The sequence below is a fragment of the Streptomyces sp. NPDC048415 genome (genome assembly GCF_040651675.1).
In the GTDB taxonomy this organism is placed as follows: domain Bacteria; phylum Actinomycetota; class Actinomycetes; order Streptomycetales; family Streptomycetaceae; genus Streptomyces.
The window spans coordinates 64,064-82,607 of sequence record NZ_JBEZKJ010000036.1; the positions used below are offsets into that span (position 1 = coordinate 64,064).

15 protein-coding genes are annotated in these 18,544 nt (G+C 70.3%); 4 read left to right on the plus strand and 11 right to left on the minus strand.

Annotation, left to right across the window (positions count from 1 at the left end; translation table 11 throughout):
• From AB0D27_RS23505 to AB0D27_RS23515, 3 genes are all read right to left on the minus strand, one after another.
• On the minus strand, positions 1 to 1,464 hold the full coding sequence (locus tag AB0D27_RS23505) for an MFS transporter (protein ID WP_362511984.1): 1,464 nt from the start codon (positions 1,462 to 1,464) through the stop codon (positions 1 to 3).
• Positions 1,465 to 1,550: 86 nt separating this feature from the next.
• On the minus strand, positions 1,551 to 7,070 hold the full coding sequence (locus AB0D27_RS23510) for an amino acid adenylation domain-containing protein (protein WP_362511987.1): 5,520 nt from the start codon (positions 7,068 to 7,070) through the stop codon (positions 1,551 to 1,553).
• A 60-nt stretch (positions 7,071 to 7,130) separates the two neighbouring features.
• A complete protein-coding gene (locus tag AB0D27_RS23515) occupies positions 7,131 to 8,387 on the minus strand; it encodes a winged helix DNA-binding domain-containing protein (RefSeq protein ID WP_362511990.1) in 1,257 nt (418 codons plus the stop codon).
• Positions 8,388 to 8,628: 241 nt separating this feature from the next.
• Here AB0D27_RS23515 and AB0D27_RS23520 point away from each other — a divergent pair, with 241 nt between their 5' ends.
• On the plus strand, positions 8,629 to 9,186 hold the full coding sequence (locus tag AB0D27_RS23520; protein WP_362511992.1) for a glycoside hydrolase family 25 protein: 558 nt from the start codon (positions 8,629 to 8,631) through the stop codon (positions 9,184 to 9,186).
• Between the two features lie 4 nt (positions 9,187 to 9,190).
• Here AB0D27_RS23520 and AB0D27_RS23525 read toward each other — a convergent pair whose 3' ends face one another.
• Positions 9,191 to 9,637, minus strand: a complete 447-nt coding sequence (locus AB0D27_RS23525) for an endonuclease domain-containing protein (RefSeq protein WP_362511995.1) — start codon at positions 9,635 to 9,637, stop codon at positions 9,191 to 9,193.
• A 572-nt stretch (positions 9,638 to 10,209) separates the two neighbouring features.
• On the opposite strand from AB0D27_RS23525, the gene AB0D27_RS23530 reads away from it, so the two are divergent.
• Positions 10,210 to 10,752, plus strand: coding sequence for an MOSC domain-containing protein (locus AB0D27_RS23530; protein WP_362511998.1), 543 nt, complete (start codon positions 10,210 to 10,212; stop codon positions 10,750 to 10,752).
• An 11-nt stretch (positions 10,753 to 10,763) separates the two neighbouring features.
• Here the strand turns inward: AB0D27_RS23530 and AB0D27_RS23535 are convergent, their stop codons facing one another.
• Together AB0D27_RS23535 and AB0D27_RS23540 are read right to left on the minus strand one after the other, a co-directional pair.
• On the minus strand, positions 10,764 to 11,468 hold the full coding sequence (locus tag AB0D27_RS23535) for an NAD(P)-binding domain-containing protein (protein WP_362512023.1): 705 nt from the start codon (positions 11,466 to 11,468) through the stop codon (positions 10,764 to 10,766).
• Positions 11,469 to 11,548: 80 nt separating this feature from the next.
• Positions 11,549 to 12,541 carry a zinc-dependent alcohol dehydrogenase family protein gene (locus AB0D27_RS23540; RefSeq protein WP_362512000.1) on the minus strand — a complete coding sequence of 331 codons (993 nt, stop codon included), beginning with the start codon at positions 12,539 to 12,541 and terminating at the stop codon, positions 11,549 to 11,551.
• 101 nt (positions 12,542 to 12,642) lie between these two features.
• Between AB0D27_RS23540 and AB0D27_RS23545 the strand changes: the two genes are divergently transcribed.
• A complete protein-coding gene (locus AB0D27_RS23545) occupies positions 12,643 to 13,563 on the plus strand; it encodes an AraC family transcriptional regulator (RefSeq protein WP_362512025.1) in 921 nt (306 codons plus the stop codon).
• 47 nt (positions 13,564 to 13,610) lie between these two features.
• Here the strand turns inward: AB0D27_RS23545 and AB0D27_RS23550 are convergent, their stop codons facing one another.
• Both AB0D27_RS23550 and AB0D27_RS23555 read right to left on the minus strand, forming a co-directional pair.
• Positions 13,611 to 13,823, minus strand: a complete 213-nt coding sequence (locus tag AB0D27_RS23550; protein ID WP_362512003.1) for an EF-hand domain-containing protein — start codon at positions 13,821 to 13,823, stop codon at positions 13,611 to 13,613.
• Between the two features lie 60 nt (positions 13,824 to 13,883).
• Positions 13,884 to 14,798 carry a MerR family transcriptional regulator gene (locus tag AB0D27_RS23555; RefSeq protein ID WP_362512006.1) on the minus strand — a complete coding sequence of 305 codons (915 nt, stop codon included), beginning with the start codon at positions 14,796 to 14,798 and terminating at the stop codon, positions 13,884 to 13,886.
• 54 nt (positions 14,799 to 14,852) lie between these two features.
• Between AB0D27_RS23555 and AB0D27_RS23560 the strand changes: the two genes are divergently transcribed.
• Entirely contained in the window at positions 14,853 to 15,488 is a 636-nt protein-coding gene (locus tag AB0D27_RS23560; RefSeq protein ID WP_362512009.1) for a GNAT family N-acetyltransferase, read from the plus strand.
• A 5-nt stretch (positions 15,489 to 15,493) separates the two neighbouring features.
• On the opposite strand, the gene AB0D27_RS23565 is transcribed toward AB0D27_RS23560, so the two are convergent.
• The 3 genes from AB0D27_RS23565 to AB0D27_RS23575 all read right to left on the minus strand — a co-directional run bounded on the left by AB0D27_RS23565 (position 15,494) and on the right by AB0D27_RS23575 (position 18,225).
• Entirely contained in the window at positions 15,494 to 16,102 is a 609-nt protein-coding gene (locus AB0D27_RS23565; RefSeq protein WP_362512012.1) for an ADP-ribosyltransferase, read from the minus strand.
• A gap of 90 nt (positions 16,103 to 16,192) precedes the next feature.
• Positions 16,193 to 17,407: a hypothetical protein gene (locus AB0D27_RS23570; RefSeq protein WP_362512015.1), complete on the minus strand. Its 1,215-nt coding sequence runs from the start codon at positions 17,405 to 17,407 to the stop codon at positions 16,193 to 16,195.
• A complete protein-coding gene (locus AB0D27_RS23575) occupies positions 17,407 to 18,225 on the minus strand; it encodes a polysaccharide deacetylase family protein (protein ID WP_362512017.1) in 819 nt (272 codons plus the stop codon). The genes AB0D27_RS23570 and AB0D27_RS23575 overlap by 1 nt, the downstream gene beginning before the upstream one ends.
• Between the last annotated feature and the right edge of the window lie 319 nt (positions 18,226 to 18,544).

Here is an 18,544-nt window from a genome sequence, read left to right on the forward strand (position 1 = left end):
CTAAGCGGTGAGCGGCACCGCCGCGGTTCCGTCGGCTTCGGCCGCAGGCTTGATCGTGCGGTTGGTGATCGCGTAACAGATGACTGCGCCCACCGCCAGCACCGCGCCGGCGATCACGAAGGAGAGCGATCGGCCCTGCTCGGCCGCCTTCGCGGCTCCCGTGCCCGAACCGAGGAGCGAATGCTCGTGGCTCAGCCCGATCGTCACGATCACCGATAGGCCCAATGACTGGCTGATCTGCTGCAGTGACGTCAGCACACCTGAGCCGAGGCCCGCGTTCTGCGGAGAGACAGCGTCGAGCGCGGACAGCTGGAGCGCGGGGGCCGCGAGGCCGGATCCGAACGCGGCGAGCGCCATCCCTGGCAGCAGTCCGGTGACGAAACCGCCGTCCTTGCCGAGCAGGCTGAAGAGGAGGATTCCGACCCCGATGACGAACAGCCCCACCGACAGCAGGATGCGCGATCCGACCACCGACATCAGCCGGGTGGAGATCACCAGCCCGGGAATGAACAGCACGGTGTACGGCAGCCAGGCCAGGCCGCTCTCCAGCGGCGAGTAGTGAACGGTCTGCTGCATGTAGAGCACCACGAGGAAGAACATCGCCGAGGTGGAAACCGCCATGAACACCTGCCCCGCGTACCCCGTCAATCGAGTGCGGCTGGTGAAGAACTGCAGCGGAATGAGCGGCGTCGCGCTGCGCAGTTGCAGGAGCGCGAACACGGCGACGGCGGCGACGCCGCCGACCAGGGGACCGAGCACCGTAAGCCCGCTCCAAGGGTGGGTGATGCCGCTGAGCAGGCCGTGCACCGTGGCGATCATGCCGCCGGTCAGCAGCACCGCGCTGAGCCAGCTCGTTCGGCCCCCACCGATCTCCTTGCTCTCCGGCACCAGCCTGAGGGTCATCACCAGCGAGATCACGCACGGCGGGACCCCGATGTAGAAGATCCAGTGCCAGCTGGCCAGGTCGGTGAGGACCCCGGACAGCAGAACGCCCGACGCGGCGCCGAGGCCGGCCAGCCCGCCCCAGATGCCCAGCGCCTTGGTCCTTTCCCGCTCGTCGGTGAACAGCAGCGCCACCATGGACAGGGCGGCAGGAGCCGCGAGCGCCTCACCGACGCCCTGCGCGAACCGGCTCCCGATGAGCATGGCCGATGAGGTGGACAGGGCAGCCGTGAGCGACGACACGGCCAGCAGCGCCGCGCCCGCGGTGAACACGCGGCGGCGTCCGATGAGGTCGCCGAGCCGACCGCCGAGCAGCAGCAGACCACCCGCAGCGATCAGGTAGGCGTTGACCACCCAGGTCAGCTCGGACTGGCTCAGTCCCAGGTCACGCTGGATCGAGGGCAGCGCGACGTTCACGTTCGTCGCGTCGAGGAAGATGATGAACTGGACGAGAGCCAGCCCGATCAGAGCCTTCCAGCGAAGCGGGTTCGGCGCTGGTGCGGCCTCGGTGTCGCCAGCCATCTGCACTCCTGGTTCGTCGCGCGCGGTCACGGTCGGTGGGACGCGCGGTAGGGTACGAACGATCGGTTATCAGCTGGTTACGCTGATCAAGATCGCAGGCGGTCGGCCAGGCCCCGCAGCGTCGCCAGCCGGTAGACGTCACTGACGGCTGACTGCGCCAGGCCCCGAGCGTGCAGCTCCGCGACGAACCTGCTGATGATCACCGAATTGCCGCCCACGTCGAAGATGTTGTCATTGCCACGTATACGCAGCCCGGTGAGCTGCTCCCAGATCTCGATCAGCAGGTCCTCGGACGCCGCCGGGACGCCGGATGCCGGATCAGGGCCGGGCCGCGGCAGCCGCGCCCGGTCGAGCTTGCCGTTCACCGTCAGCGGCAATGCGTCGAGCGCGGTGATCGTGGCCGGGACCATGTACTCGGGCAGCAGCGCTCGCATCTGGCGCCGTGTCGTCAGCGGGTCCACCCCGACAGGCGTCACATAGGCGTCGAGACGGGCGGCGTCCGGCGTGCCGCCGACCACCACCGCCGCGGCGGTGACGCCGTCCGCGGCGAGCAGCGCGGCCCGCACCTCGCCGAGCTCGATCCGGTAGCCGCGGAGCTTGACCTGATCGTCCAGCCGGCCGAGGTGCTCGACCGTCCCGTCGGGGAGCATCCGGCCGCGGTCCCCGCTCCGGTACACCCGCGTGCCGTCCGGATCCACGCCGAACCGTTCGGCGGTCAGGTCGATCAGGCCTAGATAGCCGAGCGCCACCCCCACGCCGCCCACGTAGATCTCTCCCGGCACGCCGAGCGGAAGGAGCCGGCCGGCCCGGTCCCGGATGGACAGCGACTCCCCCGGCAGCGGCACTCCCACCGAGCGGGACGCCGTCTCGGCGATCCGCGGCGTCACCGTGATCCAGGTGCTGTGCACCGTTGTCTCGGTGATGCCATAGAGGTTGACCAGCCGACACAGGTCCGGCGGGTAACGCCGGAACCAGGGCAGCAGCGCCCGGGTGTCGAGCGGCTCCCCGCCGAACGTGACCAGGCGGACCGCCAGCCTGAGCGACGCGTCCCGATCGGCGTCGATCAGCATGCCGAAGGCGGTGGGCGTCTGATTCAGAACCGTTACCTCCTCCTCGGCGAGCAGCCGGTGCAGCTCATCCGGGGCGCGGGTCACCCGCTGCGGCACCACGACAAGCCGGCCTCCCGTGGTCAGCGCGCCCCAGATCTCCCACACGGACATGTCGAACGCGACCGAGTGGAAGAACGCCCAGACGTCGGAGGCAGCGAACCCGAACTCGGTCCCGGTGCCGCCGATCAGCGCGGTGACGCTGCGGTGCGCGACCGCGACTGGCTTCGGCGTGCCGGTCGAGCCCGAGGTGCAGATGACATAGGCCGCGTCGCTCGCATCACCGGTGCGCGGCAGCGGTGTCGGCGGCTGCCGTCCGGCGGTGGTGCCGAGCGACGCGGGCGACACGCTCCGATAGGGCCCGGCCGGGAAGTCCGCCGACGCCGTCACGACGAGCCGGGGGGTGGCGGCGCCAGCCATCCGCGCCAGTCGCTCCGGCGGGTTGTCCGGCTCCATGGGCAGGTACGCCGCTCCGGCACGCAACACCCCGAGCAGCACCACCACCAGCTCCCAGCTCCGGACCATGCAGACGCCGACGCGGTCGCCGTGCTCGACGCCGAGCTCCCGCAGCGCTCGGGCGACCCGGTTCGCGGCCTTGTCCAGGCCGGCGTAACTGAGCCGGATGTATCGGTCGGTGATCGCGGTGGCGTCCGGCCTCTCGGCGGCGCGGGCGGCGACGAGATCGTCGATCGTCCTGTGCTCAGCGGGCGGTTCGGACCCGGTACCCAGTCGCCGGACACGTGATCTGTCGGCCGCGTCCAGCAGCTCGAGCCGGGCCAGTTCGCCGTTCCCGGCGACCAGCTGCGTGGCGACCTGAGCGACGGCACTCCCGAACTGGTCTGCGGCACGCGGGCTGATCAGCTCGCCGCGGACGGCCGTGGTGAGGCGGGTGCCGACGGTCAGGGTGAGCGGGAACTCGGCGTCCGCCGCCTCGTGGAACCGGATCTCGACGACCGGAGTGCCGTCGCCCAACATCCCCGCGAGGAGGGGACCGAATCGAGGCCACGTCCCCTCGAGCGCGTCCTCCGCGACAGCGAGCAGGCCGGCGATCGGGGTCGCCGGGTCGGTCGGGAAGGCGACCAGAGCTGGGCGCTCCGCCACCGCGCTCTCGCGCACCGCCAGTACGGTGACCGGCAGGCCGTGGTACCTGCCGAGGACGACCGCGGCCGCCGCGAGCACACAGTGCCGTGGGACCGAACCCAGATCGTGCGAGCTCTGACGGGCCGGTTCAGCGGGATACGGGAGCCCCCAATCGGGCTGCGGATATTTCGCGGCGAGCAGAGTGCCGATCCGGTCCTCGGCGCCGTCGGCCAGCCACTCGATCAGCTCCAGGACCGGGCCGGAGTCGTCCGCCAGGTACATGTGGCCACCGGCGACCTCGAGGTAACGCAGCGGCAGGGTGGTCGCCTCCTGCCAGCGTGCCGAGTCGGCAGCGCTCACCAGACCGTCGGCCGCTCCGCGCAGCACGGTGATCGGCACGTCGAGAGGGGTGACCGAGGTCCGCCGGTAGTTCTCATACATCTCCTGATCGGCCCGGAGCACCGGCAGCAGCAGTGTGGCCATCTCCGCGTCGGCCAGCGCCGGGTGAGCGTAACCGGCCAGTTCCTTGAGCCGGGCCAGGAATTCGCGGTCCGGCAGCCCAGTGGTCCGCCGGTGCCGGGGCACAGTGGGGCCGGGCGTACCGCTGATGATCAGATGCCGGAGCCGCACGCCGTGCCCGAGGAGCAGTTCGGCCAGCTCGAAGACGACAGTGCCCCCCAGGCAGTGGCCGACCAGCACGGCCTCGTCCCGGCCGTCGAGGGCCGAGAGGACCCGGGGCAGCAGGTCGGCGGCTGCCGCGGCCACCGTGCGGTGCGGCGGCTCGCCGAACCGCTTGTCGTGCCCGGCCAGGTCGGGCGCGATGATCTCGACGTCCCCGTGGACCTGCCAGGGGCGGAAGAACGACGCACCGGCGCCGGTGTGCGGAAGACAGATGACCGGCAGCCGGGCCGCTGGGGCGGCGGGGGACGTCGCGCTGATGACGCGAGCCAGCTCCGCGGCGTGGTCCCGGGCGAAGTAGTGACCGCCTCCAGCAACGAGGTCGAGCCGGACGATGTCGGCGAACACCGACCAGCCGCGGTAGCTGTGTTCCGGATCCGGGGTGACCGGATCGGCGGTTCCGAGCACGCAGTGCAGCGGGGCGCGCAGCCGTGATCCCGGCGCCTTGTGCGTCGCGGCCTGGAACCGCGTCGCGCCCGCCATGTCGTGCCGTACCGCAGCGAGCACCTGATGGCGATCGGCGTCGTCGAGTGGGCCGTCGAAGCCGCCGATGGCCTTGATGTAGGTGTAGAACTCGTCGCCGGAGCTGTCGGTGACGCGGGCCAGGTTCGCTTCGGCGTCCGGGTCGGTCAGGCTGGCACCGACATAGACGGCGCGTAAGTCGGCGCCCCGGGCCTCCAGTTCGCGGGCCACCGCCACCGCGAGGGACGCGCCTGCGCAGTGCCCGTAGACCATGATGGCTCCGGCCACGCGCTCCTGGACCTCGCCGACCAGTCGCGAGACGGCCGCGTCGAACTCCAGGAAGTCACTGTCGTCGCCTTCGTGTCCAGGCAGACTCGCCGCCCACAGCCGGAACCGCGGCGGCAGGGCGTCCGCGAGCGGCTGGTAGGCGGTCGCGGCCCCACCGGCGTAGGGGATCGCGATGACGGTCATGTCGACCTCGGAGTCGTCGCTGGTGAGTGGCCAGAGCAACTGGTCGGTCGACGGCCGTGCCCCATCGGCCAGATAGGCGGCGAGCGCGGCGGCGGTCCGGTGGCGGAACAGCTCGGCGAGCGGCACACCGCCACCGAGCAGCCGGCGCACCTTGAGCGCGGCGAAGGAGTTGCCGCCCAGGTCGAAGAAGTCGCTGTGCGGATGCACGTCGTCCGTGCCCAGGACCTCCTGCCAGGCGTGGCTGACCCGCTCCAGCATCTCCGGCGCCGTCTCTTGGACGGCCTCCCGCGCCGTCTCTTGGCCGGCCTCCAGCTCCGGAGCCGGGGCGGCGGCCGACACGGCCGCAATCACCCGGGCGAAGGGGCGCGGCGGCTCAGGCAGCAGTAGGTCCTCGATACCCAGATCGGGGCCGGCCGCCACCGCGTCGGCCACCAGCGCGTAAAGCGCGGCGAGCCGAGCGGCGGACGCCGGGTCGAACAGATCCCGGGCGTAGACGAGGTCCAGCACGAACGCTCCCGCGTCGGCGCGCACCATGAAGTTGAGGTCGAACTTGGCGGCCCTCAGCTCCGGGACGAGCCCCTCCGCGGTCAGTCCGTCGTAGGCCGGCAGCCGTTGGTACGCAGTGGACTCGCCGTCTCCCTCCTCAAGCTGGACGTGTACCCGGATCAGCGGCATCCGGGTACCGGACCGCTCCGTCCGCAGGGCGTCGACGAGCAGTCCGAACGGCAGAGCGCTGCCCTCGTAGTCGGCGATCAGGTCGCGACGTGTACGCGAGAGCAACTGCCGGAACGTCGGGTTTCCCGAGAGGTCGCCGCGGATCGGGAATGCGTTGGTGAACAGCCCGATCAGGTGACGCAGCTCAGGCTGCTGACGCTCGGCGACGGTGGAGCCGAACAGCAGGTCCCGCTGCCCGGTGTAGCGGGCGAGCAGAACACCGAGCAGCGCGGCGACGGTCATGAACCGGGACGCGCCCTCTCCCCGGGCTATCTGGTCGAGACGGGCCACGGTGGGCTCGGGAATCGTCGCCCGGCACAGGTCGCCTTCGGCCGTCTGTGCCGGATCGGCGGGACGGTCGGTCGGCAGCGTCATCTCCGCGCCGTCAAGCCGGGTACGCCAGTAGCCGGTCAGACGGTCTCGTTCCGCCGCGTCGAGGCGGTCTCGTTGCCAGCACGCGAAGTCCGCGTACTGGATGGGGAGCGGGGGCAGCGCCGAAGGAACGCCGCGCAGCGCTGAGTTGTAGCCGTCCGCCAGTTCGGCGTGCAGGAGCGGTACCGACCAACCGTCGCAGGCGATGTGGTGCGCGGTGAGCAGGAGCAGGTGCTCCTGCGGCTCGAGCCGGAGCAGCTCCGCGCGCAGGAGGGGGCCGGCACCCAGGTCGAACCGGGCCGCCTGCGCTGCGGCGAGCCGCCGGGAGACCTCGGCGGCAGCCACGCCGGTCAGGTCGAGGACCGGCAGCGGCACCTGAGCGGGCGCGCCGATGACTTGGTACACCATGCCGTCGTGCTCGGTAAACGTGGTGCGCAGCGCCTCGTGCCGTTCGACCACCCCGGTCAGCGCGCTGCGCAGTGCGTCGGTGTCGAGGCGGCCGCGTAGCGACACAGGCAACGGCACGTTGTACGCGGACGAGCCCCGCTCGAGCTCGGCGACCATCCACAGCCCGGCCTGCGCGTACGAGGCGGGGACGACCGACCCGGCCAGGTTCCGCCGAAGGATGCCGGCCCGGCTCGACCGGCGCTTCGCGAGAGCCTTCAGAAGCCGAGCACGTTCCGGTGATCGTGCCGGCGACCCCAAGGGAGGGACGATCGTCACCTGTTCTCCTTAGACTCGGCAAGTCTCCCGAGACCGTAGAGAGGTGCGGTTAGCCGAAGGTTATGCAGCGAGAAACCGGGAGATGTCGCGGAGCTCCGCGTCGAGGGCCTGTGCGCCGACGCCGCCCAGATCGCCGTCGAACGGTTCCAGGGCGACGGCACGTGTTCGGTCCCGGCGCCAGACTCCGCGGACCAGTCCGTCCACGACGATGGTGGGGCTGATCTGACCGCCGCCCGGCCAGACCATGTGCGCGTGCTCGGGCTCGACGGACAGCCGGCGATCCGTGAACCCCACCAGATAGTTGTCGTAGGCCGGCAGCAGTCGGACGTCACCTATCGGCTCCAGGCAACGCGATGCGCCGGCCGGCAGCGCGTACTCGTCCAGGTCTCCGACGCGGCACGGTTCGATCAGACCGGCCCTGAGCAGTTCCTTCCACACAGAGCGGACAGCAGGCAGCCCGAGCCCCGACCAGGTGGCGAAGTCAGCCATCGTCGCCGGCCCGTGCGCCGCCAGGTACCTGTGCAGCAGCTCTCTGACCGCACCCGCACCGGAAGGTCCGGCGGAGGCGGGCAGCCAGTCCTTCGCGAGCACATAGGTGGCGGAGCCGTCCTCCTGGATCGGACCGAAACAGGCGGTACCGAGCAGAGCGGATCGACGGACGAGGTGGAACGGGACCTGCCCGGAGGCGTTGAGGCCCGCTTCGGTCATCCGCACCGCAAGCTCATCCCGGGTCAGGGGGCCGCCGGCAAGAGCCTCGGTGATCACCCGCTCCCCCAGTGCCAGCTCGGCCGGCCCAAGCCCCAGCTCCCGGTATCGGCGCTCGCTGCGACGCAGCAGTTGCGGAGCGAGCAGTTCGCGGAGCCAGCCCGCGTCACCGGCCGGGACCAGATACAGCGTGCCGCGCATGAACCAGCCCCGGACCAGACTGCGTTCGGCGCCGAGCGCCCGGTACACGTCTGTCTCGGTCAGCCCGGAGCCGCGTGCCCTGAGCCCGAGCGCGGCCGCCCTCAGATCCTGCGCCTGCACTGCCAGGCACCGCTCCAGCACGGCGGGCACGGACGTCGCGCGCCGATCGCCCCCTACACCCTGCGACCACGCTCGGAGCAGTCTGGCCTGAGACGGGCCGAACTCCCGCACGTTCCTCCCCCTCGCCGTCCGCCGTCGCTGCTGCCGGTTCCCGAACCGTAGATGACGACCGTCTCCCACGAATAGTGCACGGGCCTTACCCCCGGATGGTGGACCACTCTCCACGGGAAGGGAAAACGCTGTCGGGTCAAGGGGATCCCGGGGGTCCAGGACCGGCTCGTTCGAGATCACTCAAGGAACTGATCGCATCCGGGGCCGGCATGAACGTGAAGTACAAGGAGACGGCGCGGAGCGGGCTGGCCGTCAACATCATCGAATGCTGAAGTTCCCTCGGCGGGCTGACGTTGACGTCAAGGGTCGGTCGCGGCCTGGGCTGACGTCAGGTCGGACCATCGATCAGGGGTGACGCCCCGTCGGCGGGGGAACGCTGGAATCAGCCCTTCCACTCCCCGCACCGCCCGGAGGCCCCACCATGCTGCGTGGCATCGACATCAGCGCCTACCAGTCCTCCGCGTACGACACCGACGGCCTCTCCTTCGTCTTCATCAAGGCGACGGAGGGCCGCTCATACGTCAACCCGAAGCTCACGGCGCAGGTGAAGACGGCCCGCGACGCCGGCTGCGTCGTCGGCTTCTACCACTTCCTGTGGCCCGGCAACCTCACGGCCCAGGCCGAGCACTTCCTCAGCAAAGCCCCGGAAAAGGCGGGTGATCTGCTCGCCGTCGACTGGGAGACGACCGGCGACGGCACCCACGCCGGCAACGCCGAGAAGGACCGCTTCATCCGCAAGGTGAAGGAACTCCGCCCGAACCACCGGGTCGTGCTCTACACGAACAGAAACTACTGGCTCACCGTCGATACCACTTCATACGCCGGTGACGGCCTGTGGATCGCCGATTACGTCACGGCGGGAAAGCCCCGCATCAAAGCGAAGTGGCGCTTCCACCAGTACACCGACGAACCCCGGGACAAGGACGTGGCGGACTTCGCGAGTAAGGCAGCACTGCGCGCGTGGGCAGAAGGCAACTGACCTGCTACTCGACCGAGAATGCGGCCAGTTCAGCGCGAAGCCGCCTCGCAGGCGGTTCCGCGATGTAGTCGTTCAGAGGGTCGAAGGTGCGGAGTTCGGCAGGAAGGGCCTCGTACCAAGCGAGACCGTAGGCATTGCAATTGGCGCAGACAAGGCCCCTCACACAGTCGCCGCAGCTCCGTCGGCCAGGACAACACCCGTGGTCATGGTCAATGTGCAAGGTCTTGCTGTCCCCATTGGCAGCTGCGCAGAGGGCACACACCTCCTGCTGGAACCGCAGCAGGAGATCAACGAATTCCTTGGTCACGTTGTAGTGGCCGAGGCGAACGCGTTCGGCGTTGCACGGCTTGCAGTACGGCCGTGGCGTTCCTGAAGCGTTGAGAGCCGAATAATCGGACAGCGGCTTGTCCTCGCCGCATCCGAGGCATTGGAGGATGCCGCGTTCGACCATCGCCCTGTAGACACCGTTGCCCCTTCTCTGGCGCAATGGAGACAGCGGCTGGCCTTTGCTCCACTGCTGGTAATGAGCGGCACAGAGCCCACGGGCCGACACCGCCCTGGCACATGCGTCGAATTGACAGCTCCGAAAGCTCTGACCCGCCCTCGTGGCACCATTGACGGGAGTCAGTTGCTTCCCTCGCCGGAACTGCGCGTAGTGGCTCTTGCACAGCCCCTTCGTCAAGGAATGTGCGTCGGAGCCCCGGTCACAAGACCAGCTGTCCCCAGCCGCTTTGCACGTTCGCACTCAGCGCTTCTCCCCCATCACGTTGATCCACAAGCAATATCAACCGATCAACGAGGGAGTCGAACACATGTCACGTCAGAGCTGTCCGTGACCGCCCTCAGCAAGCCGGCGCCTGTCTGGCCAATTACGGTCACAGCGTGTGCTTTAGCGGATGTCATCCCCATGGACGGCGCCGCCGAGTCTTCGAGCGCAACGGGTTCAGGGGCCGCGCTCGAGGGCCGACTAAGGTCTCACCTGCGTGTTCGAACGCATCCAAACGAAGTGGGGAGTTTCTCGGCATGGGCGGGACAGTCACCGCGGTCAGCAGCAACGGTACGTATGCGTTCACCAAGCCGAACCGGGAGAGCGTCAGGCTGCTCGCCGGGCTCGGGGTGGAGGGGGATGTTCATGCCGGGACGACGGTGAAGCACCGGTTTCGGATGGAGAAGGATCCGTCGCAGGCGAATCTGCGGCAGGTGCATCTGATGCACGAGGAGTTGTTCGACGAGCTGGGGGAGGGCGGGTTCGTCGTTGCTCCGGGGCAGCTCGGGGAGAACGTCACCACCCGTGGGGTCGATCTTCTGGGGTTGCCGGTCGGGACGCTGCTGCGGCTCGGGAACGAGGCGGTGGTCGAGATAACCGGGCTGCGGAATCCGTGTGCGCAGATCGACAACTTTCAGCGCGGGTTGCTCAAGCAGGTCGTCGGGCGGGGCGAGGGCGGCGCGGTCGTCTACAAGTCCGGCGTCATGAGCGTCGTACGGGAAGGCGGTGTGGTGCGGCCCGGGGACCCGGTCGAGATCGAGTTGCCGGACGGGCCGCACCGGCCCTTGGAGATCGTCTAGGGCTACGGGGCTCAGGCCCGGAAGTCCGCCGAGCGCTCCCGGGGCGCCTCCGCCAGGGCCTTGGTGACCGCGTCGAGGCCTTCCTGGAGGCCGTAGACCGGGGTGCCGGGCTGCTGGCGCCAGGAGTCGTCCAGGCCGCCCGCGTCGACCGTGTCGAAGCCGAGGTCGTCGATCAGGGCGCGCACGCGCCGCTTCGCCGCCTCGTCGTCGCCGGCCACCGGGAGGGCCATGCGGTCGGTGGCGCCTGCCGGGCGGGGGCGGTCCAGGAGGTCCTGGGCGTACGTCCCGTTGAAGGCCTTGATGACGGTGTGGCCGATCTGCTGGGCCGTCCAGCGGCTCTCGGTGAGGCCGTCGTCCTCGATCGCGGCGATCTTTCCGTCGCGCTGCTGGGGGTAGTAGTTGCCGGTGTCGATGACGGCGACGCCGTCCGCCGCCCCGTCGAGCAGCCCGGCCGGGAGGTCCGGTACCGCCTTCACGGGGACCGTGACGATCACGACGTCGGCGCCGCGCGCCGCGTCCTCGACCTTGACGGGTGTCGCCCCGGTCTCCTCGGCGAGCGCTGTGAGCGTGTGGGGACCGCGGGAATTGGCGACGGAGACCTCGTGGCCGAGGCCGGTGAGCCGTCGGGTGAGGTTGCCGCCGATGTTGCCCGCGCCGATGATGCCGATCTTCATGAGTGACAGACCCTTCCAGCGTTGATGCTCCTGATGGTCCAGCCTTGATGCTCCTGATGTGGATCATCAACCCCGGTTCAGGCCCCGCTATTCCGGTGCGTACGCCGTCCGGGCGACCGCCGTCAGGGTTTCACCACGATCTTGCCGAGGTGTGTGTTGCCCTCCATCAGGCGGTGGGCGTCCCGGACGCGGTCGAGGCCGTCGAAGACCTCGGCGACGACGGGGCGCAGGGTGCCGTCGGTGAGGCCCGCGTTGACGTAGTGCGCGGCGCGACGCCGGGCGTCGGCGGGGCCGGTGACCTCGAAGTTGCTGTAGCCGTGGACGGTGAGGGGCCAGTTCATGGGCAGTTCGACGGGGCGCTGGTCCAGCCAGCCGTAGCTGACCAGGGTGCCGCCCGGGACGACGGCGTCGCCCAGGGCGCGGAAGCCGGGGCCGCCGATCGCGTCGAAGACGATGTCGGCGCCGCGCCCTCCGGTGAGCCGCTTGGTCTCCTTGATCACGTCTTCCTCTTCGCTGACGATGACATGCTCGGCGCCGAGGTCCAGCAGCTGCCGCCGCTTGGCGTCGGTGCGCGTGGTGACGACCGGTACGGCGCCGGTGCGGCGGGCCACCTGGATCGCGGCGGTGCCGACGCCGCTGGACGCGCCGGTGATCAGCACCTGGTCGCCGGGGGCCATGCCCGCCGTCCTGAGCAGGGCGCCGTACGCCGTCGTGTAGGTGAGCCAGACGGCGGCCGCGGTGACGGCGTCGACGTCGGCGGGGCGCGGGACGAGCGCGCCCTCCGGCAGCACGACCCGCTCGCCGTACACGCCGTGCGTGCTGAGCTTGAAGTTGGCCGCGGACATCACGGGGTCGCCGGGCGCGAACGCGGTCACGCCCGCGCCGACCGCCTCGACCTCGCCGGCCGCCTCGTAGCCGTTGCGGGAGCCGGGCAGCGTCGGCTGGTAGAAGTACGTTCCCGCGCGGAAGAGCGCGTCGGCGCGGTTGAGGGCCAGCGCCGCGACCTTGACGAGGACCTCGCCCGGTCCGGGCGCGGGCAGTTCGACCTCCTCGACCGTCAGGACGTCGGGGCCGCCGAGTTCGTGAAAGAGCACGGTACGTGCGGTGGTTGCCATGCCGACGACGCTACGAGTGCCGCGCGAGACGATCCATGTCTCCCGATCTCGTTTTCCTGTCCGTACGTCTCGCCGTGTCGGACACCGGCTACCGTGCGGGCATGGACGTACTCAGCGACGCCATCGCCGCCATGCGTACCGGACGGCCGCACTCCAGGCGCCAGGAGAGGTACGCGCCCTGGGGCATGCGCTTCCCGGACTCGGACGGCGCCGGGTTCCATGTGGTGCTGCAGGGTTCGGCGTGGCTGGTCCCGGCGGAGGGCGAGCCGGTGGCGATGGGGCCCGGCGATGTGGCGTTCCTGGCCCAGGGCGGCGGCTACACGCTGGCCGGCGGTCTCGACGTACCCGCGCAGGAGGTACGACCGCTGCCGGACGGCAGCTGGCCCCAACTGCCGCCCTCCGAGCGGGAGTCGGGCCCGGCGACGGTGCTGCTGTGCGGCGCCTACCACCTGGACCGGGGCCGCGCGCACCCGCTGCTGTCGGAGCTGCCCGAGGTGGTGCATCTGCCCTCCCGCATCGGCGCCCATCGCTCGCTGCGGGCGGCGGTGGAACTCCTCGGCATGGAGCTGGAGGAGCCGCAGCCGGGCTCGGACACGATCGTCACGTCGCTGCTCGACACGCTGCTGCTCTACATCCTGCGCGCCTGGTGGCAGACCGAACGTCATGGCTCGGGGCATCCGACGGGCTGGGCCGCGGCGCTCGCCGACCCGGCTGTCGGGGCCGCGCTGCGCGCCATCCACGGCGCCCCGGCGCACCCGTGGACGGTCGGTGAGCTCGGCGCCCACGGCGGCCTGTCCCGCGCCGCCTTCGCGCGCCGCTTCTCCGCGCTGGTGGGCGAGCCTCCGCTGACCTATCTGACCTGGTGGCGCATGATCACCGCGGGCAGGCTCCTGCGCGAGGACTCCGCCCCACTGCGCCGGATCGCCCAACGCGCGGGCTACACCTCGGAGTTCGCCTTCGCCAAGGCGTTCAAGCGGGAGTACGGGGTGGCACCGGGCCAGTACCGCAAGCGGGCTTCATGACCGAGGGGGCGCCCGCCGGTCTACCGGTGGGCGCCCCCTCGGGTGGGTCACTTGTTCAGGTGGGTCCAGAACTCGTCGAACGAGAGGACCTTGTCGCCGTCGAGGTCGCGGGTGGCGATGACGGCCGCCGCCACCGACTCGGTGACGTTCCAGTCGCCGCCCTGGGCGAGGGCGGTCTTGAACTCGGCTGCGGTGATGAAACCGTCACCGTCCGTATCGATCCGCTCGAACTGCTTGCGTGCTTCCTCGATGTCCGCCACCGGTCCGCCCCTTCGTAGTGCATCACTGCGTGCGTTACTGCCTCATGTACGGAGGTCAGATTAACGGGCGGTCCGAGCGCGCAGTGCGGCGACCACCCAGGCGAACTCCTCGCGGTGCGCGGGCAGCGGTCCCATGCCGCGGAGCAGCGCGCTCAGTTCCCTGAAGCGAGCCGTCTCGGCATGCCCCGCGGACTCCATCCGTTCCAGTACGGCGGCCCGGTCGGCGTTGCCGAGCAGCCCGTCCAGCACTTCCTCGGCCGCGGGCGAGGCGGGGTCGATCCCCCGCTCCCGCGCCTCCCCCGCAAGCTGCACCAGGCGGCTCATGAACCACAGGGACGTGCCGGGCGCCACGTCCGGCCCCCGGTCCGCCGCGTTGAACTCGATCATCTTGCGCATGCGCGCGCGAAAGCCCCTGTCCTGGACCAGCTCGGCCAACTCCACCCAGGCGTCCACCTGCTCGGGCGTGGGGTCCTCGGGCAGATCGGCGAAGCTGAACCGCAGCCGGGTGCGGATGTCGGGGTCGGCGGTGTCCAGGCCTGAGAACGTCTCCTCCATGAAGTCGTCGATGATCCGCTTGCGCTCCGCGGCCGACAGCCGCGCCAGTTTGTTCATCAGGGTCGTCTCCTCCGCGGTCGAACCGCGTCGCGCCACGGTCGACAGCACCGCCCGGGTCACCTTCAGCGAGCTGATCTGCGCGTCCAGCGCCGACACATGCGCGGCCGCCACCTGCGCGATCGTCGTCTCGCCCGTCACCACCTCGCGTACGGCGTCCAGGCCGAGGCCGAGTTCACGCAACGTGCGGATCAGCTGCAGGCGGGCCACGGACGCGGCGTCGTAGAGGCGGTAGCCGCCCGAGGAGCGGGCCACCGGGGGCAGAGCGCCCTCGTCCGACCAGTAGCGGATGGTGCGTACGGACAGGCCGGTGCTCCGGGACATCTCGCCGATGGTGAAAAGTCCGGTGCCGTCTTCGATCATGTCTGCGAGTGTGGGGCTTCCAGTGGGTGGAGACTCAAGCGTTGAGGAACAGTCATGGCTGACACTCTGCGGGACATCCTGGACGCGGCGGCCCGTGGGGTCTTCCCACCGCCGGACGGGGCCACGACCGTCGTAGCGCAGCATTCGTCCCGCGACGCCGGTGTCCTCGCCTTCACGGCGCACTCCGTCGTCTTCACCGATGAGGATCCGCGGTGGGTGCGCGAGACGCTGGCGCGGGTCGACTGCGACGCGCTCGCGGCGACCATGAACCCGCGGTTCCTCGCCGCGTTCATGCAGCGGACGGGGAGATCGAACGACACCATCGACCTGATGAGCGTCGCCCCACCGCTCCCGGGTGCGCCCCCGCTGGCCCTGACCGAGATCCGCGACCCCGGCCATCCCCGGGTCGCGAGCTCGCGCAAGCGGCGCGACGACGTACGGGTGTGGGCCGCGGACGGCGGCGTGCTCGTGCTGGGGCGTGGCATCGGGGGGCGTACGGAGGTCGCCGTCGAGGTGGAGGAGGGCGTCCGGCAGCGGGGGTTGGGGAGCGTGCTCGCGTCGGCGGCACGGCATCTCGCCGACGAGCCGGTCTGGGCGCAGGTGTCGCCGGGGAACGCCCGCAGTCTGCGGGCGTTCCAGGCGGCCGGTTACCGCCCCGTGGGGGCGGAGGCGCTGCTCATCGCGTACTGAGGAGGTCAGTGCCAGGGCTCGTAGTACGGGTTGCTCTCGCAGTCGCTCATGATCTCGGTCTTGGTCTTCTTGTCGACCGGACAGACGCCGATGATGTACTGACGCGCGATGCCGCCGGGGAAGGCCACCTCGACCTGGTCGGCCCATTTGTGGGTGTCGCCGATGGTCTTGTTGACGTCGACGCCGCCGGGCGCGTCGACGTAGTAGTTGAAGCCGGACTTGTACCAGGTCTTGTACAGGTCGTGGTCGTACGTCGTCGACACGTACGGCGAGGCCTGGTTGACCAGGACGTACTGCTCGATGTCGTACTGCCCGTTGATGACGTCCTTCGGGTAGAAGCCCTGCTCGAAGACGGTCGCCGGGCCGCGGCTGTCACTGCGGTAGAGGGTGCCGCAGGTCTTGCGCCAGACCGGGTCGGGGGTGATGCGGTCGACGTCCACGCGACGGTCGGCGGCGGCCTTGACCGGGTCGGTGAACTGGGGGCAGGCGGGCGCGGCGGCCTTGGCGGCCGGGGAGGCGGGGGTCGCGGCGGGGGTCGCGGCCGACGTCGCGAAGACGGCGGACAGGGACAGGACGACGGCAGCGGCCCGCCGCCGCAGACGAGTGGTGATCATAGGGAGCACGATCTCGGTTCTGCGGCGGCGGGCCGGGGATCATCACCCGTACGGCGGCGTGTCAGGCGAGGCCGGTCAACGCGCTGTGCCCTAGCGGAAGATGCCGGTGTGGCCGAGCGAGTAGCGGCCCGGCTGCGGATACACCGCGAGGCCGTGCGGGCCGCTGCCGACCGGGATGCGGGCGAGCTCAGTGCCGGTGCGGGTGTCGATGGCGTACACCTCGGAGTCGTAGCGGCCGGAGAGCCACAGGACCTTGCCGTCGGCCGAGACGCCGCCCATGTCGGGGCTGCCGCCGCCGGGCAGGTGCCACTTCTTGGTGAGCCTGTTCTGGGTGAAGTCGAAGACGGAGATGGTGCCTTCGCCGCGGTTGGAGATGTACATCTCGCGCGAGTCGCGGCTGACGTACAGACCGTGGGCTCCGTTGCCCGTGGGCAGGAAAGTCGGCTTGCTGAACCTGTCGCCGTCCAGGACCCACATGCCGTCGGCCTTCATGTCGGCGATGAAGAACCTCTTGCCGTCGGGAGAGACCTTCACGTCCTGCGGCATGGCGCCGGGGAACGGCAGCCTCTCCTGCCCGATCACCTTCATCTTCTCCGTGTCGACCTTCAGCACCTCGCCGCTGAACTCGCACGACACGATGAAGTAGCGGCCGTCGAGGGAGAAGTCGGCGTGGTTGACGCCGGAGCAGCTGACCGGCACGGTCTTGACGCGCTTCATCGTGTGCGCGTCGCGGAAGACCAGCTCGCGGTCGAGTGAGGCCATGACGATCGCGTACGTGCCGTTGGGCGTGAAGTAGAGGTTGTACGGGTCGTGCACCTCGACCGTCTTGCCCGCCCTGCCGGTTCTCGGGTCGATGGGCGTGAGGGTGTTGCCCCTGTCGTTGTTGACCCAGAGCGTCTTCATGTCCCAGGAGGGGACGACGTGTTGGGGCTGGGTGCCGACCGGGATCGTCTGGATGACCTCGTACGTCTTCGGGTCGATGACCGAGACGGTGTTGGACTGGGTGTTGGGGACGTAGACGCGGGAGGGGAAGTCCTTGACCACCGGGGAGAGCCTGTTCGGGCGGTCGGCGGCGTAGACGTCCTTCGGGTCAAGGACCGGGGGCATGCCGGGCAGGCCCGGCACCGTCCTCTTCTGGGGCGGGACGGGCTGGAGGGCGGCCTTGCTGCCCAGGGCCTCGTTCGCGTGCTCCTTGGAAGGGCCGCCGCAGCCCGCCAGCACGGAGAGGGCGGCGAGGGCGGCTACGGCGATCAGGGCGCGCTTGAGGGGGGTGGGGGGTGTAGTGGGGCGCCTGGTGGGGTGCATCAGCTCAGCAGCTCCGTGGTGGTGACCGCGCGCAGGCCGCGGCGGTCGAGTTCGTGCAGGAGGGCGGGGAAGGCGGCCACCGTGTCCGGATACCCGAAGTGCAGACTCACGATCGATCCGGCGCGGACTCTGTCCATGACGTTGCGGGTGACTGCGGGCGCGCCCGGCGAGGTGAAGTCGAGTGAGTCGACGTCGTAGGAGAGGACGTGCGGGTAGCCCGCGCGGCGGGCGAGCCGTGCTACGAGCGGGGAGGCTCGGGGGGTGCGGGAGGGTCTGAACCAGGTGCCGATCGAGCCGGTGAGACGGGTGAGGCGCTCCGCGCAGCCGCGGATCTCCGCGTCCGCGTCCGCTTCGGTCATCGCGTTGATGTCCACGTGGCGGAGGGTGTGGTTGCCGAGGTCGTGGCCGCCGTCGAGGATGCGGCGGGCTACGGCGGGGTGCTCGTCCAGCCAGGTGCCGACGGCGAGCACGGTGACTTTGGCGCCTGCCCTCTCGGCCTCGCCGAGGAGGGAGTTGGCGATGGCCGGGTCGCCCTGGCCGTGGAAGGTGAGGGCGACGTGGGGGTGGGTGCGGGGGCCGGTGGTGATTTCGGCGGGCTGGGCGGGGAAGTGGCGGGGGGCGGGTGCGGGTGCGGCGGCGGGTGCGGATGCGGATACGGATGCGGGCGCGGGTGATTTCGGCGGGCTGGGCGGGGTCACGTGGTGTGCGGCGGCTCCTGCCGCCGAGCAGCCGGCGGTGAGCGTTCCGGCGGCGAGGGCGGCGCCCGAGCGGAGTGCGGTGCGTCGGGTCGGTGGCGGGGGCGTGGTCACTCGCACCATTTAAGGGCGAATCGTCCCTAAAAGCGGCGATTGGACCGATTGGGGGGTCGTGCGGGTCGCCTTCCCCCGGGGGCGGGTCGGGGCCGCGCCGGTACATCCGCCCGCATCCGAACGGATCGACTGTGGGTGCGAAGGGTGCCGTCTTCTTTGGATCCGTCCGGATACGGGCATTCGATGTACCGACACGGCCCCTCCCGTGCGTCGGCGGCTGCGGACCGGTGGGGGGCTCGGCGTGACCTTCCCAGCCCCGGCCGACAGTCTTCCGCCCGCCGTCCGTCGCTCAAGGACAAGGCCTGCTTTCAGCCCGTCCGGCGTTTGA